Origin of the sequence: Rhodoferax saidenbachensis (assembly GCF_001955715.1) — a bacterium.
GTDB lineage: Bacteria > Pseudomonadota > Gammaproteobacteria > Burkholderiales > Burkholderiaceae_C > Allorhodoferax > Allorhodoferax saidenbachensis.
In genome coordinates, this window is the sequence record NZ_CP019239.1 from 3,292,908 (window position 1) to 3,316,097 (window position 23,190).

19 protein-coding genes are annotated in these 23,190 nt (G+C 62.2%); 12 read left to right on the forward strand and 7 right to left on the reverse strand.

The features are described from left to right. Positions 1-22 precede the first annotated feature (22 nt). The 4 genes from RS694_RS15705 to RS694_RS15720 all read left to right on the forward strand — a co-directional run bounded on the left by RS694_RS15705 (position 23) and on the right by RS694_RS15720 (position 3,071). Positions 23-871, forward strand: a complete 849-nt coding sequence (locus tag RS694_RS15705) for a segregation and condensation protein A (protein ID WP_029707750.1) — start codon at positions 23-25, stop codon at positions 869-871. Positions 872-962: 91 nt separating this feature from the next. Continuing rightward, a complete protein-coding gene (gene panB / locus RS694_RS15710) occupies positions 963-1,856 on the forward strand; it encodes a 3-methyl-2-oxobutanoate hydroxymethyltransferase (protein WP_029707752.1) in 894 nt (297 codons plus the stop codon). A gap of 19 nt (positions 1,857-1,875) precedes the next feature. Beyond that, positions 1,876-2,700 carry a pantoate--beta-alanine ligase gene (gene panC, locus RS694_RS15715; protein ID WP_029707753.1) on the forward strand — a complete coding sequence of 275 codons (825 nt, stop codon included), beginning with the start codon at positions 1,876-1,878 and terminating at the stop codon, positions 2,698-2,700. A gap of 5 nt (positions 2,701-2,705) precedes the next feature. Further along, complete coding sequence (locus RS694_RS15720; RefSeq protein ID WP_029707754.1) at positions 2,706-3,071, forward strand: hypothetical protein; 366 nt, start codon at positions 2,706-2,708, stop codon at positions 3,069-3,071. 23 nt (positions 3,072-3,094) lie between these two features. Here RS694_RS15720 and RS694_RS15725 read toward each other — a convergent pair whose 3' ends face one another. From RS694_RS15725 to RS694_RS15735, 3 genes are all read right to left on the reverse strand, one after another. After that, entirely contained in the window at positions 3,095-5,719 is a 2,625-nt protein-coding gene (locus tag RS694_RS15725; protein WP_051391881.1) for a PAS domain-containing protein, read from the reverse strand. A 138-nt stretch (positions 5,720-5,857) separates the two neighbouring features. Beyond that, on the reverse strand, positions 5,858-6,349 hold the full coding sequence (locus tag RS694_RS15730) for a cyanophycin metabolism-associated DUF1854 family protein (protein WP_029707756.1): 492 nt from the start codon (positions 6,347-6,349) through the stop codon (positions 5,858-5,860). Continuing rightward, positions 6,346-8,604, reverse strand: coding sequence for a cyanophycin metabolism-associated ABC transporter (locus RS694_RS15735; protein ID WP_081708626.1), 2,259 nt, complete (start codon positions 8,602-8,604; stop codon positions 6,346-6,348). The genes RS694_RS15730 and RS694_RS15735 overlap by 4 nt, the downstream gene beginning before the upstream one ends. 185 nt (positions 8,605-8,789) lie before the next feature. Between RS694_RS15735 and RS694_RS15740 the strand changes: the two genes are divergently transcribed. Further along, complete coding sequence (locus tag RS694_RS15740; protein ID WP_029707758.1) at positions 8,790-10,967, forward strand: cyanophycin synthetase; 2,178 nt, start codon at positions 8,790-8,792, stop codon at positions 10,965-10,967. Between the two features lie 59 nt (positions 10,968-11,026). Continuing rightward, complete coding sequence (cphA, locus tag RS694_RS15745) at positions 11,027-13,597, forward strand: cyanophycin synthetase (protein ID WP_029707759.1); 2,571 nt, start codon at positions 11,027-11,029, stop codon at positions 13,595-13,597. Positions 13,598-14,223: 626 nt separating this feature from the next. On the opposite strand, the gene RS694_RS15750 is transcribed toward cphA, so the two are convergent. The 4 genes from RS694_RS15750 to RS694_RS15765 all read right to left on the reverse strand — a co-directional run bounded on the left by RS694_RS15750 (position 14,224) and on the right by RS694_RS15765 (position 16,532). Continuing rightward, entirely contained in the window at positions 14,224-15,240 is a 1,017-nt protein-coding gene (locus RS694_RS15750) for an NAD(P)H-dependent glycerol-3-phosphate dehydrogenase (RefSeq protein WP_029707760.1), read from the reverse strand. A 50-nt stretch (positions 15,241-15,290) separates the two neighbouring features. Further along, positions 15,291-15,746 carry a protein-export chaperone SecB gene (secB, locus tag RS694_RS15755; RefSeq protein ID WP_029707762.1) on the reverse strand — a complete coding sequence of 152 codons (456 nt, stop codon included), beginning with the start codon at positions 15,744-15,746 and terminating at the stop codon, positions 15,291-15,293. Between the two features lie 97 nt (positions 15,747-15,843). Next, entirely contained in the window at positions 15,844-16,104 is a 261-nt protein-coding gene (gene grxC, locus RS694_RS15760) for a glutaredoxin 3 (protein ID WP_029707763.1), read from the reverse strand. 20 nt (positions 16,105-16,124) lie between these two features. After that, on the reverse strand, positions 16,125-16,532 hold the full coding sequence (locus tag RS694_RS15765) for a rhodanese-like domain-containing protein (protein ID WP_029707764.1): 408 nt from the start codon (positions 16,530-16,532) through the stop codon (positions 16,125-16,127). 101 nt (positions 16,533-16,633) lie between these two features. On the opposite strand from RS694_RS15765, the gene gpmA reads away from it, so the two are divergent. The 6 genes from gpmA (at position 16,634) to RS694_RS15795 (ending at position 23,149) form a co-directional block, all read left to right on the forward strand. Continuing rightward, positions 16,634-17,377: a 2,3-diphosphoglycerate-dependent phosphoglycerate mutase gene (gene gpmA / locus RS694_RS15770; RefSeq protein WP_029707765.1), complete on the forward strand. Its 744-nt coding sequence runs from the start codon at positions 16,634-16,636 to the stop codon at positions 17,375-17,377. A 107-nt stretch (positions 17,378-17,484) separates the two neighbouring features. Further along, positions 17,485-18,927 carry a S41 family peptidase gene (locus tag RS694_RS15775; RefSeq protein ID WP_029707766.1) on the forward strand — a complete coding sequence of 481 codons (1,443 nt, stop codon included), beginning with the start codon at positions 17,485-17,487 and terminating at the stop codon, positions 18,925-18,927. Between the two features lie 3 nt (positions 18,928-18,930). After that, the gene (locus RS694_RS15780) at positions 18,931-19,686 is read left to right on the forward strand and encodes a HesA/MoeB/ThiF family protein (RefSeq protein WP_029707767.1); all 756 of its coding nucleotides are present in this window, start codon (positions 18,931-18,933) and stop codon (positions 19,684-19,686) included. 55 nt (positions 19,687-19,741) lie between these two features. Further along, positions 19,742-21,400: a SulP family inorganic anion transporter gene (locus tag RS694_RS15785; protein ID WP_029707768.1), complete on the forward strand. Its 1,659-nt coding sequence runs from the start codon at positions 19,742-19,744 to the stop codon at positions 21,398-21,400. 121 nt (positions 21,401-21,521) lie between these two features. Then, on the forward strand, positions 21,522-22,316 hold the full coding sequence (locus RS694_RS15790) for a GGDEF domain-containing protein (protein WP_029707770.1): 795 nt from the start codon (positions 21,522-21,524) through the stop codon (positions 22,314-22,316). After that, positions 22,316-23,149, forward strand: coding sequence for a MinD/ParA family protein (locus RS694_RS15795; RefSeq protein WP_029707771.1), 834 nt, complete (start codon positions 22,316-22,318; stop codon positions 23,147-23,149). The genes RS694_RS15790 and RS694_RS15795 overlap by 1 nt, the downstream gene beginning before the upstream one ends. Positions 23,150-23,190: the final 41 nt, after the last annotated feature.

Sequence of the window (23,190 nt, forward strand, 5' to 3'; positions counted from 1 at the left end):
GCTCTTAATTCAATAGCAAATCATGACTTCCCCTTCTGCGGATAGCAGCGCGGACGCGGCCGACATCGCCGCCATGCCCACCGTGGTGGACAGGGTGGCACTGGCCCGCCTGTACGGCGAGCCGCTGTTTGCCATGCCGCAGGACCTGTACATCCCGCCGGACGCGCTGGAGGTGTTTCTGGAGGCCTTTGAGGGCCCGCTGGACTTGCTGCTGTACCTGATCCGCAAGCAGAATTTCAATATTCTGGACATTCCCATGCTCAGCGTGACCAAGCAGTACTTGGTCTACGTGGACGAGATCCGCAAGCACAACCTGGAGCTGGCGGCCGAATACCTGCTGATGGCGGCCATGCTGATCGAGATCAAATCGCGCATGCTGCTGCCGCCCAAGAAGGTGGCCGAAGGCGAAGAAGCCGAAGATCCACGCGCCGAGCTGGTGCGCCGCCTGCTGGAATACGAACAAATGAAGCTGGCCGCGGCCCGCCTCAACACCATCCCGCAGTACGGCCGCGACTTTCTGAAAGCCAGCGTCTATATCGAACAAAGCCTGCAGCCGCGTTTTCCAGATGTGCACCTGGTCGATCTGCAGGAAGCTTGGCGCGACATCCTCAAACGCGCCAAACTGATCCAGCACCACAAGATCAGCCGCGAAGAGCTTTCCGTGCGTGAACACATGAGCATCGTGCTCAAAAAGCTGCAAGGGCGGCGTTTTGTCGGGTTTGAAGACCTGTTTGATCCGTCCAATGGCACTCCGGTACTGGTGGTGACCTTTATCGCCCTGCTGGAGTTGGCCAAGGAAACCCTGATCGAAATCACCCAGGCCGAAGCCTTCGCACCCATCTACGTGCGCTTGGCCTATTCCCCCACCTGATCACGGGTTCGTCGCGCAGCGACACTTTTGTTTTAGCGGTTAGTATTCGGGCCGCAAGCACCCCCCAACCCTGTTGATGGAGTTCCCTTCCATGGCCCAAGAATCTGCTGGCAACGCTTCTGCTGCTGCCTCGCCTTACGGCACCCTGCCCCCGGCTTCACCGCTGGCCACCCGCAAGCCCATCAGCCTGCCGCGCATCCAGGAAATGCACACGCGCGGCGAGAAGATCACCATGCTCACGGCCTACGACGCAACCTTTGCCGCCGTGGCCGACGCCGCGGGTGTGGAATGCATCCTGGTCGGCGACTCGCTCGGCATGGTCTGCCAGGGCCTGCACAGCACCGTGGGCGTGACACTGGAAGACATGGCGTACCACACCGAAAGTGTGGCCCGTGGCCTGCGCCGTTCGCAAGGCACAGCCTGGCTCATCGGTGACCTGCCGTTTGGCAGCTACCAGGAGTCCAAAGAACAAGCCGTGCGCAGCGCCTCCGTGCTAATGCAGGCCGGTGCCCACATGGTCAAGCTGGAAGGCGGCGGCTGGACCACCGAGGTGGTGCACTTTCTGGTGGAGCGCGGTATCCCCGTCTGCGCCCACTTGGGTCTGACACCGCAAACCGTGCACGCGCTGGGCGGTTACCGCGTGCAGGGCCGTGGCGATGTGGCCTCGGATCTGATGAAGAAACAAGCCCTGGCATTGCAGGACGCGGGCGCGTCCATGGTGGTACTGGAAATGGTGCCCGCACCGCTGTCGGCCGAACTGACCCAAGAACTCCCCCACTGCGCAACCATCGGTATTGGTGCGGGTAAAGGCACGGCCGGCCAGGTGCTGGTGCTGCACGACATGCTGGGCGTGAACCTAGGCAAGAACCCCAAGTTCGTGCGCAACTTCATGCAGGAATCCACCAGCATCCGCGGTGCGATGGAGGCCTATGTAGCAGCCGTGAAAAACGGCAGCTTCCCGGACGATGCCATCCACGCCTGGTGATTTTCACGACCTCTAAGCTATGCAAATCATCCACACCATCGCCGAGCTGCGCACGGCACTGAACGCCTACCGCCACCCCGCCGTGGTGCCCACCATGGGCAACCTGCACGCAGGCCACTTGGCCCTGGTGCGCCAGGCCAAGCCGCTAGGCGATGTGACCGTCTCCACCATCTTTGTGAACCGGCTGCAGTTCGCACCGCACGAAGACTTCGACACCTACCCGCGCACGCTGGAAGCCGACTGCGCCCAGCTCGAAGCGGCCGGCTGCGACATCGTGTTTGCGCCGAAAGAGGCAGAGCTGTACCCCCAGCCACAAACCTTCAAGATGCACCCGCCCACCGAGCTGGCCGACATTCTGGAAGGCCACTTCCGCCCCGGCTTTTTCATTGGCGTGTGTACCGTAGTGATGAAGCTGCTGGCCTGCACCCAGGCTCGCACTGCGCTGTTTGGCAAAAAGGATTACCAGCAGCTCATGGTCATCCGCAACATGGTCAAGCAGTTTGCCTTGCCCGTGGACGTGATTGGCGGCGAGACCCAACGCAACGAAGCCGGCTTGGCCCTGTCCAGCCGCAACGGTTACCTGAGCCCGACGCAGCGTGAAGAGGCTTTGCTGCTGTCGGCCACGCTCAAGAAAATCGTGGCCGCCTTGCGCGCGGGCGGTGCAGACATCAACGCCCTCGAAACCGAGGCCATGCTGACCCTGCGCAGCGCGGGCTGGATGCCCGACTACGTCGCAGTGCGCCGCCAGGCCGACCTGCAGGCGCCGCAGCCCGGCGACCCCATGGTGGTATTGGCCGCAGCCCGACTGGGCTCCACGCGGCTGATCGACAACATGGAGGTGTGAGCCCCATGCGCCCGCACGCCGTGGCATGGGCACTTCTGGGGATGGCGGCAGCCAGCGTGCAGGCCGATACGCTGACCACGCCGTCGTTTGAAATCCGCATCACCGTGCAGTGCCCGGAAGGCAACATCAGCTGTGACGATGTGGTGTACGTCGGGAAAAACCGCAAGACCGGTCAAAGCATCACGCTCAAAGGCAGCACCTGGCACACCCGTTGCGCCGATGGCGTCACGCCCTGCCGGTTTATGGGTTACCAGTTCCGCAACGGCAAAGTAATCTATTCCGTGCTGGAAGAAGGCTACCTGCGCGTGACCCAGGGCAAGAAGCTGTTGCTGGAAGAACAAGGCGAATGGGATTACGGCAACACGCCGTAAAACCGCCCTGACGGGCAAAGGTGTTATGCCGTTGTCTCAGCACGCGGCGGCAGGGACCTGGGAAGCCGAACCCTAAACACCGTCCCTTCACCCCATTTGGACTGGACGGTGACACTGCCGCCCAAAGTCTTGGTAGCCAAGTTTTGCACGATGGCCATGCCCAGGCCAGTGCCGCCCTTGCCGATTTTGGTACTGAAGAACGGTTCGAACAGTTTTTCGAGATTCTCGGGCGGGATACCGACACCGTTGTCACGCACCTCCAGCGTCACCCACTCTCCGTCAGCATGCGCGCTCAGCGTCAACACGCCCGCGGTCATGCCCTCAAATGCATGCAGGTAGGCGTTGTTAACCAGGTTGATCACAATCTGCCCCAGCGGGCCAGGCTGGCTGTCCATCGCAATACCGGCTGGAATGTCCAGCGCGATGTGGTGGGCATGTTGCTTGAGGCTGGGGCTCAGGGTTTGCACAATCTCTGTGACCACCTGGGCCAGATCAAATCGGCGGCGTTGCTCACTGGCCTGGTCGGCCGCCACTTGCCGAAAGTTTTTCAGCAACTCATTCGCACGATTGAGGTTGCCCTCAATGAGTTCTGCCCCCTGATCCACCAGGTCCATGAAGTGGTTCATGTCAGAGCGTTTCAGCGCACCGTCCGACAGGCGCCTGCGAAAGTCCCGCGTGCCCGCCGCCACTGTGCTGGCCGCAATGAGGCTGTTGCCCAGCGGCGTGCCCAGCTCATGCGACAGCCCGGCCATCAGGGTGCTCATGGTGGCGCGTGCTTCACTGCTGGCCAGGCTTTGGCGTGAGTCGCGCAACTGCTGCAAGGTGGCTTCCAGCTCGGCAGTGCGCTCTGCCACACGGTCTTCCAGTTGTTCGTTGAGTGCCATCAGGTCGGCCTCGGCCTTTTTGATGGCAGACACATCGAGGTGGATTCCCGAGATACTCAATGCCTTGCCATCGGCATCCCGTATCCAGGCTTTGCCGTGGGAAAGCACCCAGACCCAGTGCCCTTGCTTGTGCTGCACACGAAACTCGGCTTCGTACACAGGCGTTTCACCCACCCAGTGCGCATCCCACAAACTGGACACATGCGCCAGATCCTCCGGGTGCACGACGTTGCGGAAGTCGCCGGCAATCTGCGCCTCCATCTCTGTGACGCTGTAACCGAGCATCTGTGCGTACTTGTCATTGATGCGATCTTCGCCAGTGACAAAGTCATGCTCCCAGGTGCCCGCATCGGTCCCGTCCACGATATTTGACAGGCGTTGGCGCTCATGGCGCAGTGCATTCTCGGCATTGATCCGCTCGGTGATATCCAGGTAGGTTCCAACAAAACGCAAGGGGGCACCCGTCGCATCGCGCTGCGTAATCCGGCTGCGGCTGTGCACCCAGACCCAGTGTCCCAGTTTGTGTTTCACGCGGTAGTCCGCATTCAGGGCATCTGACTGGCCCTGCTCATGCGCCTCGCGCAGGGCACGCGCCTGCGCCTGGTCATCCGGGTGTATGCGGTCTGACCAGGTGGCAAAGGTATCCGGCGGGTCATCGAGGCTGTCACCGACGATTTCCTTCGCCCGGGCGTTCACCCGCCGCACGCCTGTCACCATGTCCAGGTCAAACAGACCCAGATTGCCCCCCGCCAGCGCCAGATCCAGACGCTCTGCCTGTTCCTGCACTTGCCGGGCGTGCGCGCTGGCCAGCTTCGCCAAGGCATTCTGTTTGCGTCGCACCAGATACACACCACCCAGGACCAGTGCACACACCAGGGTGTAAGCCGCGCCCAGCGCGAGGGACAGCTGCCGCCACGGTGCCAACACCGAATCGGCCTCGCGGCTCACCGCCAGCATGAGCGGCTTGTCCATCTTCAACCCGGCAGGCCATACCGTGCGATAAGCCACCATGCGCAAATCTCCGGTGGTTGTCACATGGACCATGTGGAAGCTTTCAACCTGCCCCGTCTCCAGGTGCTGGGTGAATACCGTGCCCGGTTTGTTCAGATTGCTGCCCTGGATATTGATGTTGTCGGGCAGGGTCAGAAATGCCAGGCCATCACCGTGGATCAGGGTAGCGCGCATATCGTCGGCGTAGAGCACTGAGCGCATCAGCACCTTGAAATAGTCGGGATCCAGCGTGGCCGTGGTCGCACCCACGAATTGCTTTTTATCATCGGTCCACGCCCTGACCAACTGCAGCGCATACACATTCAGCGCGGTGGTGAACGGAGCAGAAACACTCAGGATGCCAGCGTCCGGATGGTTCTTGACGGTCAAGAAATAAGGGCGCTGGCTGGCATCGAAACCAATCGCTTTCGGACGACTTGCAGAAATGGTTTTACCGGATGCATCCAGTATCTGCATGGTGCGCACCGCGGGCATGGCCTCCGTCAATACGCGCAATGTGGCGGAGCGGTCCTGGTCGCGAACAGGGTTGGCAGTAGCCGTTTGAGGACCCATGCTGAGCATGGCGGCATTGACCCCAACCAACTGCTGGATCAGGTTGGCATCAATGACACGGATTTGCGTCAGCAGCCGCTCTTGCTCACGCTCCAGGGTGCGGGAATGCTCGTTCCAGATGAAATAGACAAGGAACAGTCCGATGGCCGCCAACACGAGCCCGGCCGCATACCACTGGAAGCGGACACCCGGTTCTGTCAATTTTGAAGTGTTCAGCGGCACTGCGCAGACCCGTTCATGTACTGCCGGCTCCCCGATTTTTTGCACAGTGTACTGCGCACTCCATCAGAAATTGCCATGCAATTGGGGAGGAAAACCCGGGCCTGTGCCCAGCCCCATTCACAAGAAACGGTCCAGTATCCGCTTGCTGTTGGCGTTCAATGCAAACTGGTCACGCACCAGGTACTGGATGCCATGCACATCGGCAATCAGCAGGCAGCCTTCGGTGCCAATGCGGCGGATGTCTTCGTCCCCACGCAACACAAACTCGGTGTTGCCCCGGTCGGTCTCCACCGCCCAGGTACAGGGCGTGGAGAAACTCGTGACGGAGACGATGGACTCGATCACCGGCATGAACTCGCGCATGGCCAACGCGTCGCGTATCAGCGCTTGCGTGGGCTGCGCTACGTCCGCCAGCAGGTCGATCCAGGCCACTTCCTGTCCATCCAGATTCACCAGCGAGATGCCGTCCTCGGGGGACTGGATGGGAAAGGCGCGCACCGGCACCACACCCTCGTGCACTTCCCCTTGCGCATTAGTAAACACCAGCTTGCCAAAGGCGTTGCGGATCAGGTTCAGCGCTGCGGCGTTTGTCGTAGCAAGGGCATTCATCGCGCGTCATCCATGTCAATGTCCATATTGCGCGCCTGCGCCTGGTACAGGTTGAAGTAAGCACCTTCTTTGGCCATCAGCACATCGTGCGAGCCTTCTTCCACCACACGACCGCGGTCCAGCACCACCAGGCGGTCGGCCCGGTGCAATGTGGACAGGCGGTGCGCAATGGCAATGGTGGTGCGGCCTTTGACCAGGTTTTCCAGCGCGCGCTGGATTTCTTTCTCGGTCTCGGAGTCGACCGACGAAGTGGCTTCGTCCAGAATCAAAATGCGTGGGTCGATCAACAACGCGCGTGCAATGGAAATGCGCTGGCGCTCGCCACCCGACAGGCCTTGACCGCGCTCCCCCACCATGGAGTCATACCCCTGCGGCAGGCGCAGGATGAATTCATGTGCGTGCGCAGCACGGGCCGCCGCAATGATCTCGGCACGGGTCGCATGGGGTTTGCCATAGGCAATGTTGTCGGCAATGGTGCCGAAGAACAGAAACGGCTCCTGCAGCACCAGGCCAATGTTCTGGCGGTAGTCGGCAATGGCATACGAGCGGATATCCACACCGTCCACCAGAATCGCGCCTTCGGACACATCGTAGAAACGACAAATCAGATTCACCAGCGTGCTCTTGCCCGATCCACTGTGGCCGACCAGACCAATCATCTCGCCGGGTGCGATGGAGAGGCTGATGCCGCGGTTGACCTCGCGGTTGCCATAACGGAAGCCCACATCACGCACTTCAATGCGACCCTGTACCTTGTTCATGGGCACCGGGTTTACCGGCTCGGGAACGCTGGACACATGGTCCAGGATGTCGAAGATGCGCTTGGCGGCCGAGGCCGACTTTTGCGTGACCGACACGATGCGGCTCATCGAATCCAGCCGCCCGTAGAAGCGGCCAATATACGCAATGGCGGCCAGCAACATACCCACGGTGATCTCACCTTTGGACACCTGCCAAATACCGAAACCCCACACCACCAGCAAACCGATTTCAGTCAGCAGCGACACGCTGGGGGAAAACAGTGACCAGATCCTGTTGATGCGGTCGTTGACCAGCAGATTGTGTTTGTTGGCGTCACGAAAGCGGCGGGCTTCGCGCTGCTCTTGCGCAAAGGCCTTGACCACGCGGATGCCGGGAATGGTGTCGGCCAGCACATTGGTCACCTCACCCCAGACGCGGTCGATCTTCTCAAAACCGGTGCGCAGGCGGTAACGCACAAAGTGGATCATCCAGCCAATGAACGGCAGTGGCACCAGCGTGATCAGCGCCAGGTACGGGTTCATGGAGAACAGGATGACAGCGGTCATCACAATCATCACCACGTCGCTGGCAAAGTCCGTCAGGTGCAGTGACAAATACACCGCAATACGGTCACTCTCGCTACCCACGCGGGACAACAAATCGCCCGTGCGCTTGCCGCCGAAGTACTCCAGCGACAAACGCAGCAAGTGTTCGTACGTGGTGGTGCGCAGATCGGCTGCAATGCGCTCGGAGGCCAGCGCCAGGATGTAGGTCTTGGCCCAGCTCAGCACCCAGGCCAGCAGCCCCGCCCCAAGCAAGCCCGAGAGGTACCAGGCGATGGTGACCGGCTCGATGTGCTGCCCGTTCTGGAACGGAATCAACACCTTGTCGACCAGCGGGATGGTCAGATAGGGCGGCACCTGGCTGGCCGCTGTGCCCAGCAACATCAACACAAAACCCAGCAGCAATTGACCGCGATAGGGTTTGGCAAAGCGCCACAGCCGAAACAGCGTCCAGGTGGAAGGCGGTGTGTGGACCACCTTGGTACAGATGGGGCACTGTTCCTGGTCCGGCTCCAGCGGGGCTTTGCAGCTGGGGCAGACGTTTTTGAGCGCCTGCACCAGGGGGCGGCCGCTGACAGCGCTTTCCAGATGGGCGCCAAACTGGTCCACCAACCGAATAGCGTGCAGATTCTGGCCCAGCGTGAAGCGCCAGGTGGCCAGCAGGCCCTGGCCATCGAGCAAATCGAGGTGCCCCACTCCGGCGTGGTCATGGTGCTGCAGCACCAAGCCGGGCCGGTAGGCCCATTCTTTCCAGGCAGTATTACCCGCGGCGCGGTACAGCAGGCGCTCATTGGTCGCCACCAGCAGGCTTTTCATGAAACGTAACTGGGGATCCAGGTCAACCTCCAGGGCGGCCCGGACGTTCTCTGCGGAGTGGAGCTGCGATTGCACCTCTTCTCGCCAATGCGGCGCAATGTCGCTGGGCAGGGGGAGGACGGCTTCAATAGTCATTTAGAACGGCGGATTTTCTTGTTACTTTGGCGAATTCGACAGAGGCAGCGGCGGTTGCGGCGCACAGCAGACTTAACGATACTACGCTCGAATCCCCCATGCCCGGCCCCACCTGTGTGCGACTGAGCGAGAATACACAACGCACAAGACACCAGGTCGGTGGACTGCCCCATTTTCAACGCGCCATGACGGACAAGAAAAATATTGAAATCCTGCGGGTTACCCATTTGCGGGGCCCCAATATCTGGACCTACCGACCCGTGATCGAGGCCTGGGTCGATATCGGTGAGCTGGAAGACTACCCCTCCAACACCCTGCCCGGCTTCTATGACCGGCTGACCGCTTATTTGCCGGGTCTCATCGAGCACAAATGCAGCCCCGGCGTGCGCGGTGGTTTTCTGTCGCGTCTGCTGGAAGGCACCTGGGCCGCCCACATTCTCGAGCACGTCACGCTGGAACTGCAAAACTTGGCCGGCATGCGCACCGCCTTTGGCAAGGCCCGCTCCACCTCCCAGCGCGGCGTTTACAAGATCGCCTTTCGCACGCGCCAGGAACAGGTAGGGCGTGAAGCCCTGGTCATAGCGCGCGACCTGGTCATGGCGGCCATCAACAACACCCCGTTTGACCTGGACACCCGCGTCACCCATTTGCGCGATCAGGTGGATGCCCTGTGCCTCGGACCCAGCACCTCACACATCGTGGATGCCGCCACCGACCGTAGCATCCCTTCCATCCGCCTGACCGAAGGCAATCTGGTGCAATTGGGCTACGGCGTGCAGCAGCGCCGCATCTGGACAGCCGAGACCGACCAGACCAGCGCGATTGCCGAAGAAATTGCCAGCGACAAGGACCTCACCAAGTCCCTGCTGGACTCCTGTGGTGTACCTGTGCCCGAAGGCGCACTGGTGCGCAGCGCCGAAGCCGCCTGGGAAGCTGCACAGGACATTGGTGTCCCGGTGGCCGTGAAACCCTATGACGGCAACCACGGCCGCGGCGTCTCGCTGGACCTGCACACCCAGAAGGACGTGGAAGCCGCCTACCACCTGGCCTACCGCAAGGGTGACGGCAGCGCAGTCATTGTGGAGCAGTACATCCCTGGCAACGAACACCGCCTGTTGGTGGTGGGCCGGCACATGGTCGCCGCAGCCGCGGGCGATGCCCTGTGGGTAGTGGGTGATGGTGTCTCCAGTGTGGACCAGTTGGCCGCCATGCAGGTGAACACCGACCCGCGCCGTGGCACCACCGAGGAAGCGCCTCTCAACGTCATCATCCCCAGCGAAGAAGCCGAAGTGGTGCTGGAGCTGGAACGTGTGGGATTGACACCCCAGTCCGTGCCCGCCAAAGACCAGAAAGTGCTGATACAGCGCAACGGCAATGTGGCCCACGACGTAACGGACCTTGTACACCCCAGCATTGCCGCCGCCGCGGCGCTGGCGGCGCGCGTGGTGGGCTTGGACATCGCGGGCGTGGACATGGTGCTGGAAGACATCACCAAACCCCTGAGCCAGCAGCGTGGCGCGGTGATCGAGGTCAACGCCAGCCCCGGCCTGCTGGCCCACATCAAGCCGGCGCAGGGCGAGGGCCGCCCGGTGGGCAAGGCCATCATTGACCACCTGTTCCAGACCGGCAACGACGGACGTATTCCCATCGTCGGCATCACCGGGACACGTAACACCGGGCGCATTGCGCGCCTGATTTCCTGGCTGGTGCACATCAGCGGCAAACATGTGGGATTGGCCTGCAGCGAAGGCCTGTACTTGGACGGCCGCCAGGTCGTGGCCACCGACTGCGCCAACTGGGAAGCCGGGCAGCGCCTGCTAATCAACCGCTCCGTCCAGGCCGCCGTGTTCGAGAACAGCAGCCAGATGATCTTGGGCGAGGGCCTGGCCTACGACAAATGCGCCGTGGGCGTGGTCACGGATGCCCAGTGGTTGCCCGCACTGAAAGACTTTGACATCCTTGATGCCGAGCAAACCTTCAAGGTGGCGCGCACGCAGGTCGATGTGATTCTGCCCAGTGGCACCGCCGTGCTCAACGCGGCCGATGCACAAGCGGTGGAACTGGCCGAGCTGTGTGATGGCAAGGTGATTTTTTACGGGCTCGACCCGCAGCAAGCTGTCATTGCCGGTCACCGCAGCAAGGGGGAACGCGTGGTCTTCGTACACGATGGCCATATCGTGCTGGCGCAAGGTGCCGAAGAAATGGCCCTGCTGCCGCTGGCCAGCCTCAAGCCCACCAAGGCCGCCCAGCCCGAGCTGGTGATGGCCGCCGTGGCCGCCGCCTGGGCCCTGAACATTTCCCCGGAACTGATTGGCGCAGGCTTGCGCACGTTTGAATCGAACCCGAAGAAAACCCCTTATTAACAACTTGCGGGTCAGACCACTCGCGCAGCGATGTGCTCTGACCCCAACAGATTAAAACCATGGACGTTTCTCGCATTCGGGCCCTGCGCGGGCCCAACCTCTGGAGTCACCACACCGCCATCCAATCCGTGGTGTCGTGTACTGCAGCAGAAAGCAATATCGGCCAGTTGGCGGGTTTTGAGACCCGGCTGCGCGCACGTTTCCCCGAAATCAGCCTGCTCCAGCCCACTGGCCACGATGACTCCGTGTCCATGGCCCGCGTACTGGAGCTGGCTGCGTTGGGGCTACAGGCCCAGGCAGGCTGCCCTGTGACCTTCAGTTGCACCACACCCACGGTGGATGCCCATGTCTACCAGGTCGTTGTAGAGTACAGCGAAGAAGAGGTGGGGCGCCTGGCCATGGAGCTGGCACAGGCCCTGTGCCAGGCTGCGCTCGACGACACCCCGTTTGACCTGACGGATGCGCTGACACAGTTGCGCGGTCTGGACGAAGACGTGCGCCTGGGGCCCAGCACCGGTTGCATTGTGGATGCAGCGGTCGTGCGCGGCATTCCCTACAGCCGGATGACCGAAGGCAGCATGGTGCGCTTCGGCTGGGGCAGCAAGCAGCGCCGCATCCAGGCCGCCGAGATTGACGCCACCAGCGCGATTGCCGAGGCCATCGCGCAGGACAAGGAACTCACCAAAAAGTTGCTGGCCGCTGCGGGCGTTCCGGTGCCCATGGGTCGCTCCGTGGCAGACGCCGAAGACGCCTGGAAGGCCGCCTGCGAAGTGGGCCTGCCGGTAGTGGTCAAACCACTGGACGGCAACCAGGGCAAGGGCATCACGGTCAACATCAACACCCGCGAACAGGTGTTTGCAGCGTATGCCGTCGCCACCCAATTCCGCGACACCATTCTGGTGGAGCGTTACGTGCCTGGCAATGATTTCCGCCTGCTGGTGGTGGGTGACAAACTGGTGGCAGCCGCACGCCGCGATCCCCCCAAAGTGGTGGGCGATGGCGTCCATACCGTCACACAGTTGATGGAGCAGGTCAATCTGGACCCGCGCCGCGGCTCTGGCCACTCGACCTCACTGACCAAGATGCGCATCGACGATATCGCGCGCGCCTGCCTCAAGGACCAGGGCTTCAGCCCCGACTCCATCCCCGAGAAAGGCCAGCGCGTCAACCTGCGCAACAACGCCAACCTGTCCACCGGAGGCTCTGCCACCGATGTGACCGACGATGTGCATCCGGATGTCGCGGCCCGTGCCGTGGCAGCGGCCCACATGGTGGGCCTGGATATTTGTGGTGTCGATCTGGTGTGTGACAGCATCCTGCGCCCCATTGAAGAACAAGGCGGCGGGATTGTGGAAGTCAACGCCGCACCGGGCCTGCGCATGCACCTCACACCCTCGTTTGGCAAGGGCCGCGCGGTGGGCGAGGCCATCGTCTCTACGCTGTTCAAAGAAGGCCAGAACGGCCGCATTCCCGTGGTGGCCGTCACCGGCACCAATGGCAAGACCACCACCGTGCGCCTGATCTCGCACCTGCTGGCCACCAACAACATATGTGTGGGCATGACCAACACCGACGGCGTGTATGTGGGCGGCAACGTCATCGATACCGGAGACTGCAGCGGCCCCAAGAGCGCGCGCAGCGTGCTGCTGCACCCCGACGTGGACGCAGCCGTACTGGAGACCGCGCGTGGCGGCGTGCTGCGCGAAGGCCTGGCCTTTGACCGCTGCGATGTGGCCGTCGTCACCAACGTGGGCAGCGGCGACCACCTGGGGCTGAACTACATCACCACGGTCAACGAGCTGGCCGTGCTCAAGCGCGTGATCGTGCAAAACGTGGCGCCCACCGGCACCGCCGTGCTCAACGCGGTGGACCCCAACGTGGCCATCATGGCCAGCAAATGCAAAGGTGCGGTCACCTTCTTCGCGCTCGACAAATTCCACCCCGTGATGGCCACGCACCGTGCCCAAGGCAACGCCGTGGTTTATGTGGAAGACGGCAACCTGGTCGCAGCCCGCGGAGAGTTGACGCACCGCATTGCACTGGCAGACATTCCCATCACAATGGGGGGCGCCATCGGCTTCCAGGTCGAAAACGTCATGGCCTCCGTGGCGGCTGTCTGGGCGCTGGGTGTGGACTGGACCACGGTGCGCCGCGGCCTGGCCACGTTCTCCAACGACAACGACAACGCCGCCGGCCGCTTCAACCTGTTCAAGTACCGCGGCGCCACCATCATTGCCGACTACGGTCACAACCCGGACGCCATGCTGGCCCTGGTCCAGGCTGTGGAGGCCATGCCTGCCACACGCCGCTCGGTGGTCATCAGCGGCGCCGGTGACCGGCGCGATCAGGACATCCGCCAGCAGACGGAGATCTTGGGTGATGCGTTTGACGAAGTGGTTCTGTTTGAAGACCAGTGCCAGCGGGGGCGCAAGGATGGTGAAGTGATTGCGCTGTTGCGCGAGGGACTGGCCAAGGCGCAGCGAACCAAGCAGACGGCGGAAATCTATGGCGAGTTTTTGGCCATTGATACGGCTATGGACAAGTTGCAGGAAGGTGAGTTGTGTCTCATTCTGGTGGACCAGGTGGCTGAGGCGTTGGCGCATATTGCTGCCAAGGTGGCTAAGGGCTGAAGCGGTTTTCCGCATCTTGCTTCGGCTGGATGATTTGCATTTTTAGCAAGCCGGGTTTCGGCCCGGCGGCCGCCTCACTTTTCTTGCTTCGCCAAGAAAAGTAAGCAAAAGAAGGCGAGCCGGATTCGTCGGCCCTTCGCTTCGCTACGGGCACGCTGCGTTGCTCGGTTTGGGCGGGGTCTGGCTCGAACTCGCCTGCGGCTCAAACAATCGCCAGCCCTGATCCGCCCAAACCTGCGCTACTCGCCTCCTCATTACGGCGCTACCGCCAATCCAACAGCCGGATAGCAAATACCGAACTTCGTCCGCGCTGCGCGCGGACGGGTATTCATCTCGCTGGGCCGAGCGTAGCGATGGCCCGTAAGTCGCCCTAATCCCTTCTGGCTGCGCCGAGGAGCGCAGAAGGCGGTGGATCAAGGGGCGTGCATGTTTGAGCGAAGCGAGTTTGCACGCACTCCACCGGCTTCGAGCACCACAGGTTGCCCGCAGCGCAGCGGAGGGTCGCAGACAGTAGGGTCGCCTTTCTTTTGGTGACTTTTCTTTGGCGAAGCAAAGAAAAGTTACTGCGCTGTCGGGCGCATGTCCCGACCTGCAAAGCAAGAAACGATATTCGAAAAACGAAAGGCTTAAGCGCCTTCGCTCGCAGGGCCACGCCCCATCAACGCAGCCACCGCCTGCCCAGGCGCAATCCGCCCATCCAGCAGATCCACCACGCTCTGCGCAATCGGCATGTCCACACCCAAACTCAGAGCACGCTGCACGACCGTACGCGCACAGTAAACGCCCTCAGCAACATGCCCCAGCTCATCCACAGCCTGCTGCAAAGTCTTGCCCTGCGCCAGCGCCAGACCCACCTTGCGATTACGCGAAAGATCACCGGTAGCCGTAAGCACCAGATCACCCAGACCCGAGAGCCCCATAAAAGTCTCGGCGCGAGCGCCGAGCACCAAACCAAGACGCGTCATCTCCGCCAAACCACGGGTAATCAAGGCAGCACGGGCGTTGAGGCCCAAATGCAAGCCATCACACAAACCCGTAGCAATGGCCAGCACGTTTTTGACGGCACCGCCCACTTCCACGCCCACCACATCTTCATTGGCGTAAACACGCAGACTGGCGCTGTGAAAAGCATGGACCAAAGCGTCGCGCACCGATGCGTGGGCGCTGGCCGCCACAAGGGCTGTGGGCTGGCCCTGGGCGACTTCCTGGGCAAAGCTGGGACCGCTGAGCACACCGGCCAGCAGACCGGGTGCCACCTGGGCCTGCACCTCGTGGCCCATCAGACCGGGCAGGCTGCCCTGGCTGGCCTCAAAACCCTTGCACAACCAGGCCACAGGCACGCTGCTGCCCTGCAACCGGGCCAGCAGGCCGCGCAAACCGGCCATGGGCGAAGCCACGATGACGAGGTCGTGTTGCGCAACCAGCGCGGGCAACCCCTTCAGCGGGCTGTCATTCAATTGAAGCTTGGACGGCAACGCCACGCCGGGCAGGTAGCGCTTGTTCTCGCGCTGCTGCGCCATGGCCTGCAGTTGCTGCGCATCACGCGCCCACAGGGTCACGGCATGCTGCGCCCTGGGGTTGCTGCTGGCACTGACGGCCAGCGCAGAGCCCCAGGCTCCGGCTCCAAGCACTATGATTTTCATAGCTGCTTGCGCATGGTGTATGCGGGCTAGAGGCCTAAAAGGCTTGAAATTTACTGGGGCAGGCTACCGGCGGGTGCGCCAGCCGCATCCGCCTGCTGCTGCTCGTACATGGCCTGGAAGTTGATTTCCGACAGGTGCACGGGCGGGAAGCCGCCGCGCTGGATCAGGTCGGCCACATTGCCGCGCAGGTAGGGGTAGACGATCTGCGGGCAGGCAATACCCATGATCTGGCTGAGTTGCTCTTCTGGGAGGTTGCGGATTTCGAAAATGCCGGCCTGTTTGGCTTCCACCAAAAACACGGTCTTGTCGCCAATCTTGGTCTGCACTGTGGCGGTCACGCTGACTTCAAAAATACCTTCGGCCACAGGAGTGGCTTCCACACCCAACTGGATGTCTACCGCGGGCTGTTCCTGCTCCAGCAGGATGGCGGGGGAATTGGGCTGCTCCAGCGAAGCCTCTTTCAGGTACACGCGCTGAATCTGGAATACGGGCTCTTGGTCTGCCATGGGAAAGTCTTTCAAAAGAATGAGAAAGCCCGCCGAAACTCGGTCTGGCGGGCTGAAAACGGATAAGCGTCTGGGTGAATTATCTCAGGCCGCCAGCTCAGGCAGCATTCAGCAACGGCAGCAAGCCGCCCTGCCCGTCCAGCGCCATCAGGTCGTCACAGCCGCCCACGTGGGTGCTGCCAATGAAAATCTGTGGCACGGTGCGCCGGCCGGTGATTTCCATCATCTTCATGCGCTCATCGGGGTTGGCATCGACACGAATTTCTTCGATCTGCTCCACCCCTTTGGATTGGAGAACACGCTTGGCCTGCACGCAGTAAGGGCAGACGGCGGTGGTATACATCTTGACGGCTTGCATAGGACTCACTTGGGGGAATATCAGGCTTTTTCAACCGGCAGGTTGGCGCTCTTCCAGGCGTTCAGGCCACCGGCCAGCGATTGGGCTTGCTCATAACCGAGTTTTTTGGCGGCGAGCACGGCGCGCGCCGAGCGGGCGCCCGTGGCGCACACCAGAATCAGCGGCAGGGCCTTGTTTTTGGCCACACCAGCCAACTTGGCTTCCAGCTCGGCCAGCGGCACGTTTTTGGCGCCGCCCACATGGCCAGCGGCAAATTCAGCGGCATCACTCACATCGACCACCACGGCTTTTTCGCGGTTGATCAGCTGCACGGCAGCCGCCGGGCTCAGGCCGGTGCTGGTGGCACCACGCAACACGGGCCACAGCAGCATGCCGCCGGACGCCAGGGCAATAGAGAACAACTGCCAGTTATCGAGAATAAATTTCACTTTTTTCCTTGTTGGGTAAAGAGGCGCAACCCGGCATTTTAGAATGATGCCCTGTTGCCCACCCCGGACCCGGGCGCTATTCCCGCATAAAACCACCCGCCATGTACAAACTTGTTCTCGTTCGCCACGGCGAATCCACCTGGAATCTCGAAAACCGCTTCACCGGCTGGACCGACGTGGACCTGACGCCCACCGGCGTGGAACAGGCCAAAAACGCCGGCAGGCTGCTCAAGGCCGAAGGCTACGAGTTCGACGTGGCCTACACCAGCGTACTCAAGCGTGCCACCCGTACCCTGTGGCACTGCCTGGACGAAATGGACCGCACCTGGCTGCCCGTGGTGCACAGCTGGCGCCTGAACGAGCGCCACTACGGCGCCCTGCAGGGCCTGAACAAAGCAGACATGGCCAAACAGTACGGCGACGCCCAGGTGCTGGTGTGGCGCCGCAGCTACGACACGCCGCCACCCGCGCTGGAAGCCACCGACGTGCGCAGCGAACGCGCGGACATCCGCTACGCCAAGCTCCAGCCGGACCAGATCCCGCTGACCGAGTGCCTCAAAGACACTGTGGCCCGCGTCATGCCGTTCTGGAACGAGGCCATGGCGCCCGCCATCCAGGCCGGCAAACGGATCGTCGTGGCCGCCCACGGCAATTCGATCCGCGCGCTGATCAAGTACCTGGACAACATCTCCGACGACGACATCGTGGGGGTGAACATCCCCAACGGCATCCCGCTGGTCTATGAGCTGGACGCCGACCTCAAGCCGATCCGCCACTACTACCTGGGCGACGCCGAAGCCGCAGCCAAGGCCGCAGCCGCTGTGGCCTCCCAAGGCAAAGCTTGAGTAAAGACCGCTACTAACGGCGGAACAGACCCCAATATTCCCGAAGATGGGAACTGGATGCCAGGGGCTGCGTCCAAGGTGTATATTGAAGCGAGACAGGAATATTTATGGGTCACAAATTGAAAATTACCGGCTGGATCGCTCTGGGTGTCGTCGCCGGTGCACTGACCACCGTCTCCTTGCAGACCGTGGCACGCAACACACTGGCCCCGCTGCCGCTGGAGGAGCTGCAGCAGCTCGCCGCCGTCTTCGGCATGGTCAAGAGCGACTACGTGGAGCCGGTGGACGAGAAAAAACTCATCACCGATGCCATCTCGGGCATGGTCTCCAGCCTGGACCCCCACTCGCAGTACTTTGACAAGAAGTCCTTCAAGGAATTCAAGGAAGGCACCTCGGGCCGCTTTGTCGGCGTGGGCATTGAAATCACCCAGGAAGACGGACTGGTCAAGGTCGTCACGCCCATCGAAGGTTCCCCCGCCTTCCGTGCCGGACTCAAGACCAATGACCTGATCACCAAGATCGACGACACCGCCGTCAAGGGGCTGTCCCTCAATGACGCGGTCAAACGCATGCGCGGCGAGCCCAACACCAAGGTATTGCTCACCATCTTTCGCAAGGATGAAAACCGCTCCTTCCCCGTGACCATCACGCGCGAAGAAATCAAACAGCAATCGGTGCGCGGCAAGATCGTGGAGCCCGGCTACGCCTGGATTCGCGTCAGCCAGTTCCAGGAACGCACGGTCGACGACTTCGCCAAGAAGGTCGACGAGATGTACAAGCAGGAGCCGCGCCTCAAGGGCCTGGTGCTGGACTTGCGCAATGACCCGGGTGGCCTGCTCAACGCGGCGGTTGCCATCTCTGCCACCTTCCTGCCCGAGAACGTGACCGTGGTCTCCACCAACGGCCAGACGCCCGAGAGCAAACAGGTGCTCAAGGCCACCCCCAGCGACTACATGGGCCGCGTTGGCTCCGATCCGCTCAAGACCATGCCTGCCGCCCTCAAGAAAATCCCGCTGATCGTGCTGGTCAACGAAGGGTCTGCCTCGGCCAGCGAAATCGTGGCCGGTGCCCTGCAGGACCACAAACGCGCCACCATCATGGGCAGCCAGACCTTTGGCAAGGGCTCGGTGCAGACCTTCCGCCCTCTGGGACCGGATACCGGCCTGAAGATCACCACCTCGCGTTATTACACGCCCAGCGGCAAATCGATTCAGGCCAAGGGCATCGTGCCTGACGTGTGGGTAGACGAGACCGTCGAAGGCAGCCCGTTTGCCGCACTGCGCACCCGCGAAGCCGATCTGGAAAAACATCTGACCAGTGGCCAGGGCGAAGAGAAGAAAGACGCCGCCCGTGAAAAGGCCCGCGAGGAAGCCATGAAGCGCCTTGAGGAAGAATCCCGCAAGCCCGTGGCCGAGCGCAAGCCGCCCGAGTTTGGATCGGACAAGGACTTCCAGTTGGCCCAGGCCATCAACCAGCTCAAGGGCAAACCCGTGCTGGTGAGCAAGACCCTGGTGGAGCGCAAGGAAGAGAAGAAAGACAGCGACGACTAGCCTATGCAGGACGCTGAGCTGCTGCGTTACTCGCGGCACATTCTGCTCGACGACATCGGCATCGAAGGGCAGACGCGCATCCTGCAGGGCCACGCGCTGGTCATAGGTGCCGGTGGACTGGGCTCTCCGGCCGCCATGTACCTAGCCAGTTCGGGCATAGGCCATATCACGCTGGTCGACCACGACACGGTGGACCTGACCAACCTGCAACGGCAAATCCTGCACCGCACCGACAGTGTGGGTGCGCCCAAGGTGGCATCTGCCGCGCGCACCCTGCACGACCTCAATCCCCACACCCAGGTCACCACCGTGGCCCAACGGGCCGACGCAGCGCTGCTGGAGCAACTGGTTCCGCAGGCCGATGTGGTGCTGGACTGCTGCGACAACTTCCAGACCCGCCACGCCGTGAATGCGGCCTGTGTGCGCCACGGCAAACCGCTGGTCTGGGCCGCGGCCATCCGGTTTGACGGGCAGATCAGCGTGGTCGATCCGCGCGACGCCACCGCGCCCTGCTACGCCTGTGTATTTCCGCACAACGAAACCTTTGAAGAGACCCAGTGCTCCACGCTGGGCGTGTTTGCGCCGCTGGTGGGCGTGATGGGCAGCCTGCAGGCAGCCGAGGCGCTCAAACTGCTGGTGGGCGTGCCCCCCTCACTGGCGGGGCGCCTGCTGCTACTGGACGGGCGCCATATGGAATGGTCCGAGATGCGTGCACCACGCCTGCCGGATTGCCTGGTGTGCGCAGGTATTGGGCATTGAATGTGCCTCCAGCCCGCATAGAATATGCGTAAACAGCTATCAATATAAGAGCAATATGAAGCCTGTTACCTGGTCCCGCTGGTTCCCCTTCCTGCAATGGCAGCGCCCTGACGCCGCCTTGCTGCGCAACGAAACCGTCTCCGCCTTCACCGTCGCCATCGTGCTGATTCCGCAGGCCGTGGCCTATGCCGCGCTGGCTGGCATGCCGCTGGTCACCGGCCTGTATGCCTCCCTGCTGCCCGCACTGATTTCCACGCTGTGGGGCGGTACAGCCCGTCTGTCGGTCGGCCCCACCGCGCTGAGCTGCCTGCTGATTGCCGCGTCGCTGCAGGGCCTGGCCCAGCCATCCACGGCCGAGTGGGTGGTACTGGCGGTCTGGCTGGCCCTGCTCTCGGGCCTGATCCAACTGGTACTGGGCGCGCTGAAGGCTGGCTGGCTGGTCAATCTGATCAGCGCACCGGTCATGGCCGGTTTTACCCAGGCTGCGGGCTTTCTGATCATGGCGTCGCAACTGCCGCCCATGCTGGGCTTGCAGGGGCCGCTGTCTGGCCTGCTCGACCATCCCCGCTTTAACCTGCATGAGATGACCTTTGGTCTCGGCAGCCTGGCCGTGCTGTGGCTGGCCAAACAATATCTGCCACGCTGGCCCATGGTGCTGATCGTGGTGGTGTCCAGCGCATTGCTGAGCTACTTCATGGGTTTTGAGGCCTCCGGCGGTGGCGTGGTCGGCGCGCTTCCCGCAGGCCTGCCATCGCTGTACTGGCCCGCACTCCTGCCCTGGCCCGTGCTGAGCACGCTGCTACTGCCCGCCATCATCATCGCGCTGGTGAGTTTTCTGGAAGCAGCCTCCAGCGCCAAGCTGCAGAGCCGGCAGGACGGCAGCCTGTGGAACGACAACCAGGACCTGATCGGCCAGGGCCTGGCCAAAATCGTCTCGGCCTTCAGCGGCAGTTTTCCTACCAGCACCTCGTTTTCGCGCTCGGCCGTCAACATTTACGCGGGTGCCAAGACCGGCTGGTCGGCGCTGATCTCCACCTTCTTTGTGCTGCTGGCGCTGCTGTTCCTCATGCCCGCGCTGCACTATGTGCCGCTGGCGGTGCTGGCGGCCGTGGTGATCGTGGCGGTATCGGGGCTGATACAGCCCGCGCAGTTTCTCAAGTTCTGGAAAATCTCGCGTGCCGAGTCGCTGACCAGTCTGGCCACGTTTGTACTGACACTGGCCACCGCACCGCGCATTTACTGGGGCGTACTGGCCGGCATGGTGCTGGGACTGATCGACTTCCTGTACCAGCGCCTGCACCCGCGCATCATCGAAGTGGGCCTGCACCCCGACGGCAGCCTGCGCGATCGCCACCTGTGGAAACTGGCACCGCTGGCCCCCCACATGTACGCGCTGCGCATGGACGGTGGACTGGACTTTGCCTCGGCCAGCAGCTTCGAACGCAATATTGCCGAGCACCTGTCGGCCCATCCGGAAACCCGGCATGTGTGCCTGTTTGCACAGCCCATCAACCGCATGGATGCCACCGGAGCGGAGGTGTTTGCATCGCTGATCACCCTGCTGCAGGCGCGCGACATCATGCTGCACATCAGCGGCATCAAGCTGCCCGTGGAAACCGTGTTGCGCCACGCCGGCCTGTTGCAGGAACACCCGTTGCTGGCGCTTTACCGCACCGATGGGGATGCCCTGGCGCACATCGCCCGTTTGAACTGAAAACCGGTGTCCGTAAATGCCTTGTAAAAGACCTCCTTTTGTATCCCCCGTGCCTGTGTTTCATGCCACCCCCGCCCGGCTTCCTGTTAGACTTTGTGCGCATTGATCGGTAACTAATACAGTGGCAGCCCCAACCCCCAGCAACCTCGTCGACTTGCAGCAACTGCAGTTGGACGACGCACGTGCATTGCTGGGCCGTGAACTCACCCTGACGCTGCCGCCCCCCGAAGAATCGTCCACCGCCTACCTGCAAAGCGTGATCGACGGCCTGTGCGAGCTGTCCCTCAAGGACCCACTCACCGGCCTTTCCAACCGCCGCCATTTCCGCTCGGTGCTGGACCGCAGCATTGACGTGGTGGCCCGCTCCGGCGAACCCGCGCTGCTGCTGATGCTGGACATCGACCACTTCAAAAAAGTCAACGACACCTACGGCCACCAGGCCGGTGACCAGGTGCTGCAAGCCGTGGCCCAGTGCCTGGCCAAATGTGTGCGCCCGGTGGACACCGTGGCCCGTTACGGTGGCGAAGAGTTTGCCGTGATCCTGCCCAACTGCCTCACGGCTTTTGGGGAAACCGTGGCCGAGCGCATCCGCCAGACCATCCAGGACATGCCCATCCAGATTTCCCCCGGTGTCAGCATCCACGTCACGGTGAGCGTGGGCGGTGCCTACGCGCCCGAGTGGGTGCGCTCTACCGCGGCCCTGTGGACCGAGCGCGCCGACGTGCAGCTCTACCGCGCCAAGTCCGAAGGCCGCAACCGCGTCTTCCTGGACCAGCAACAGGAAATTTATGTCAGCGCCGAAGAAAAGAATTTGCTCTTCGGCCATCTTGCGCTGGGAGATCCTGCCTGGATCGAAAGTGTTTCCGGCGAGGTGCCAAGTGCACCCGCCCACGGCTCCATGCATAGGGTGAATTGATGACTGATGTGTTGAATCCCCCTGGCTCTGCCGACGCAAAAACGTCCGTGCCGCTCAAGCCCCTGGGCAAGGTGTTGGCCGTGACCAGCGGCAAGGGCGGTGTGGGCAAGACCTTTGTGTCAGCCAATCTGGCCGCCGCACTGGCCAAGCGCGGCCTGCGCGTGCTGGTGCTCGACGCCGACCTGGGCCTGGCCAATCTGGATGTGGTGCTCAACCTGTACCCCAAGACCACGCTGCACGACGTATTCACCGGCAAGGCCAAACTTGAAGACGCCATCATCCGCGCACCAGGCGGTTTCTCGGTGTTGCTGGCCGGTTCCGGCATGGTCGAATACTCGCGCCTGACGCCCGAGGTGCGCGACGACTTCCTGCGCATCATGAACGGGCTGGTACCGCATTACGACATCGTGATCCTGGACACCGGCGCCGGTATTTCCGACGTCGTGCTGTTTGCCGTTTCGCTGGCCTCCGAGGTCATCGTGGTAGCCACACCCGAACCCACCTCGCTGACCGACGCCTACGCCACCATCAAAGTGCTGGTCGGCCAGCAAAAGCGCCAGACCATTCGTATGGTGATCAACCAAACCGCGCGCCAGGGCGATGGCCGTGCCATCACCGTACAACTGCAGCAGGTGCTGGACCGCTTTGTCACCACCGACCCGGCCCGCCCGGTGAAACTGGTGCACATGATCGATATTCCAGCCGACCCGGCCGTGCGCCAGGCCATCATGCGCCGCCAATTGCTGATGGTGGCCACACCCGGTTGCCCGGCTGCCATGGCGGTATCGCAGTTGGCCGCCAAGATCGAAGACACGGTCATCCCACGACGCTAGACAGCGCGGCTCCGCCGTTGTGCGGGTCTACGCACGACGGC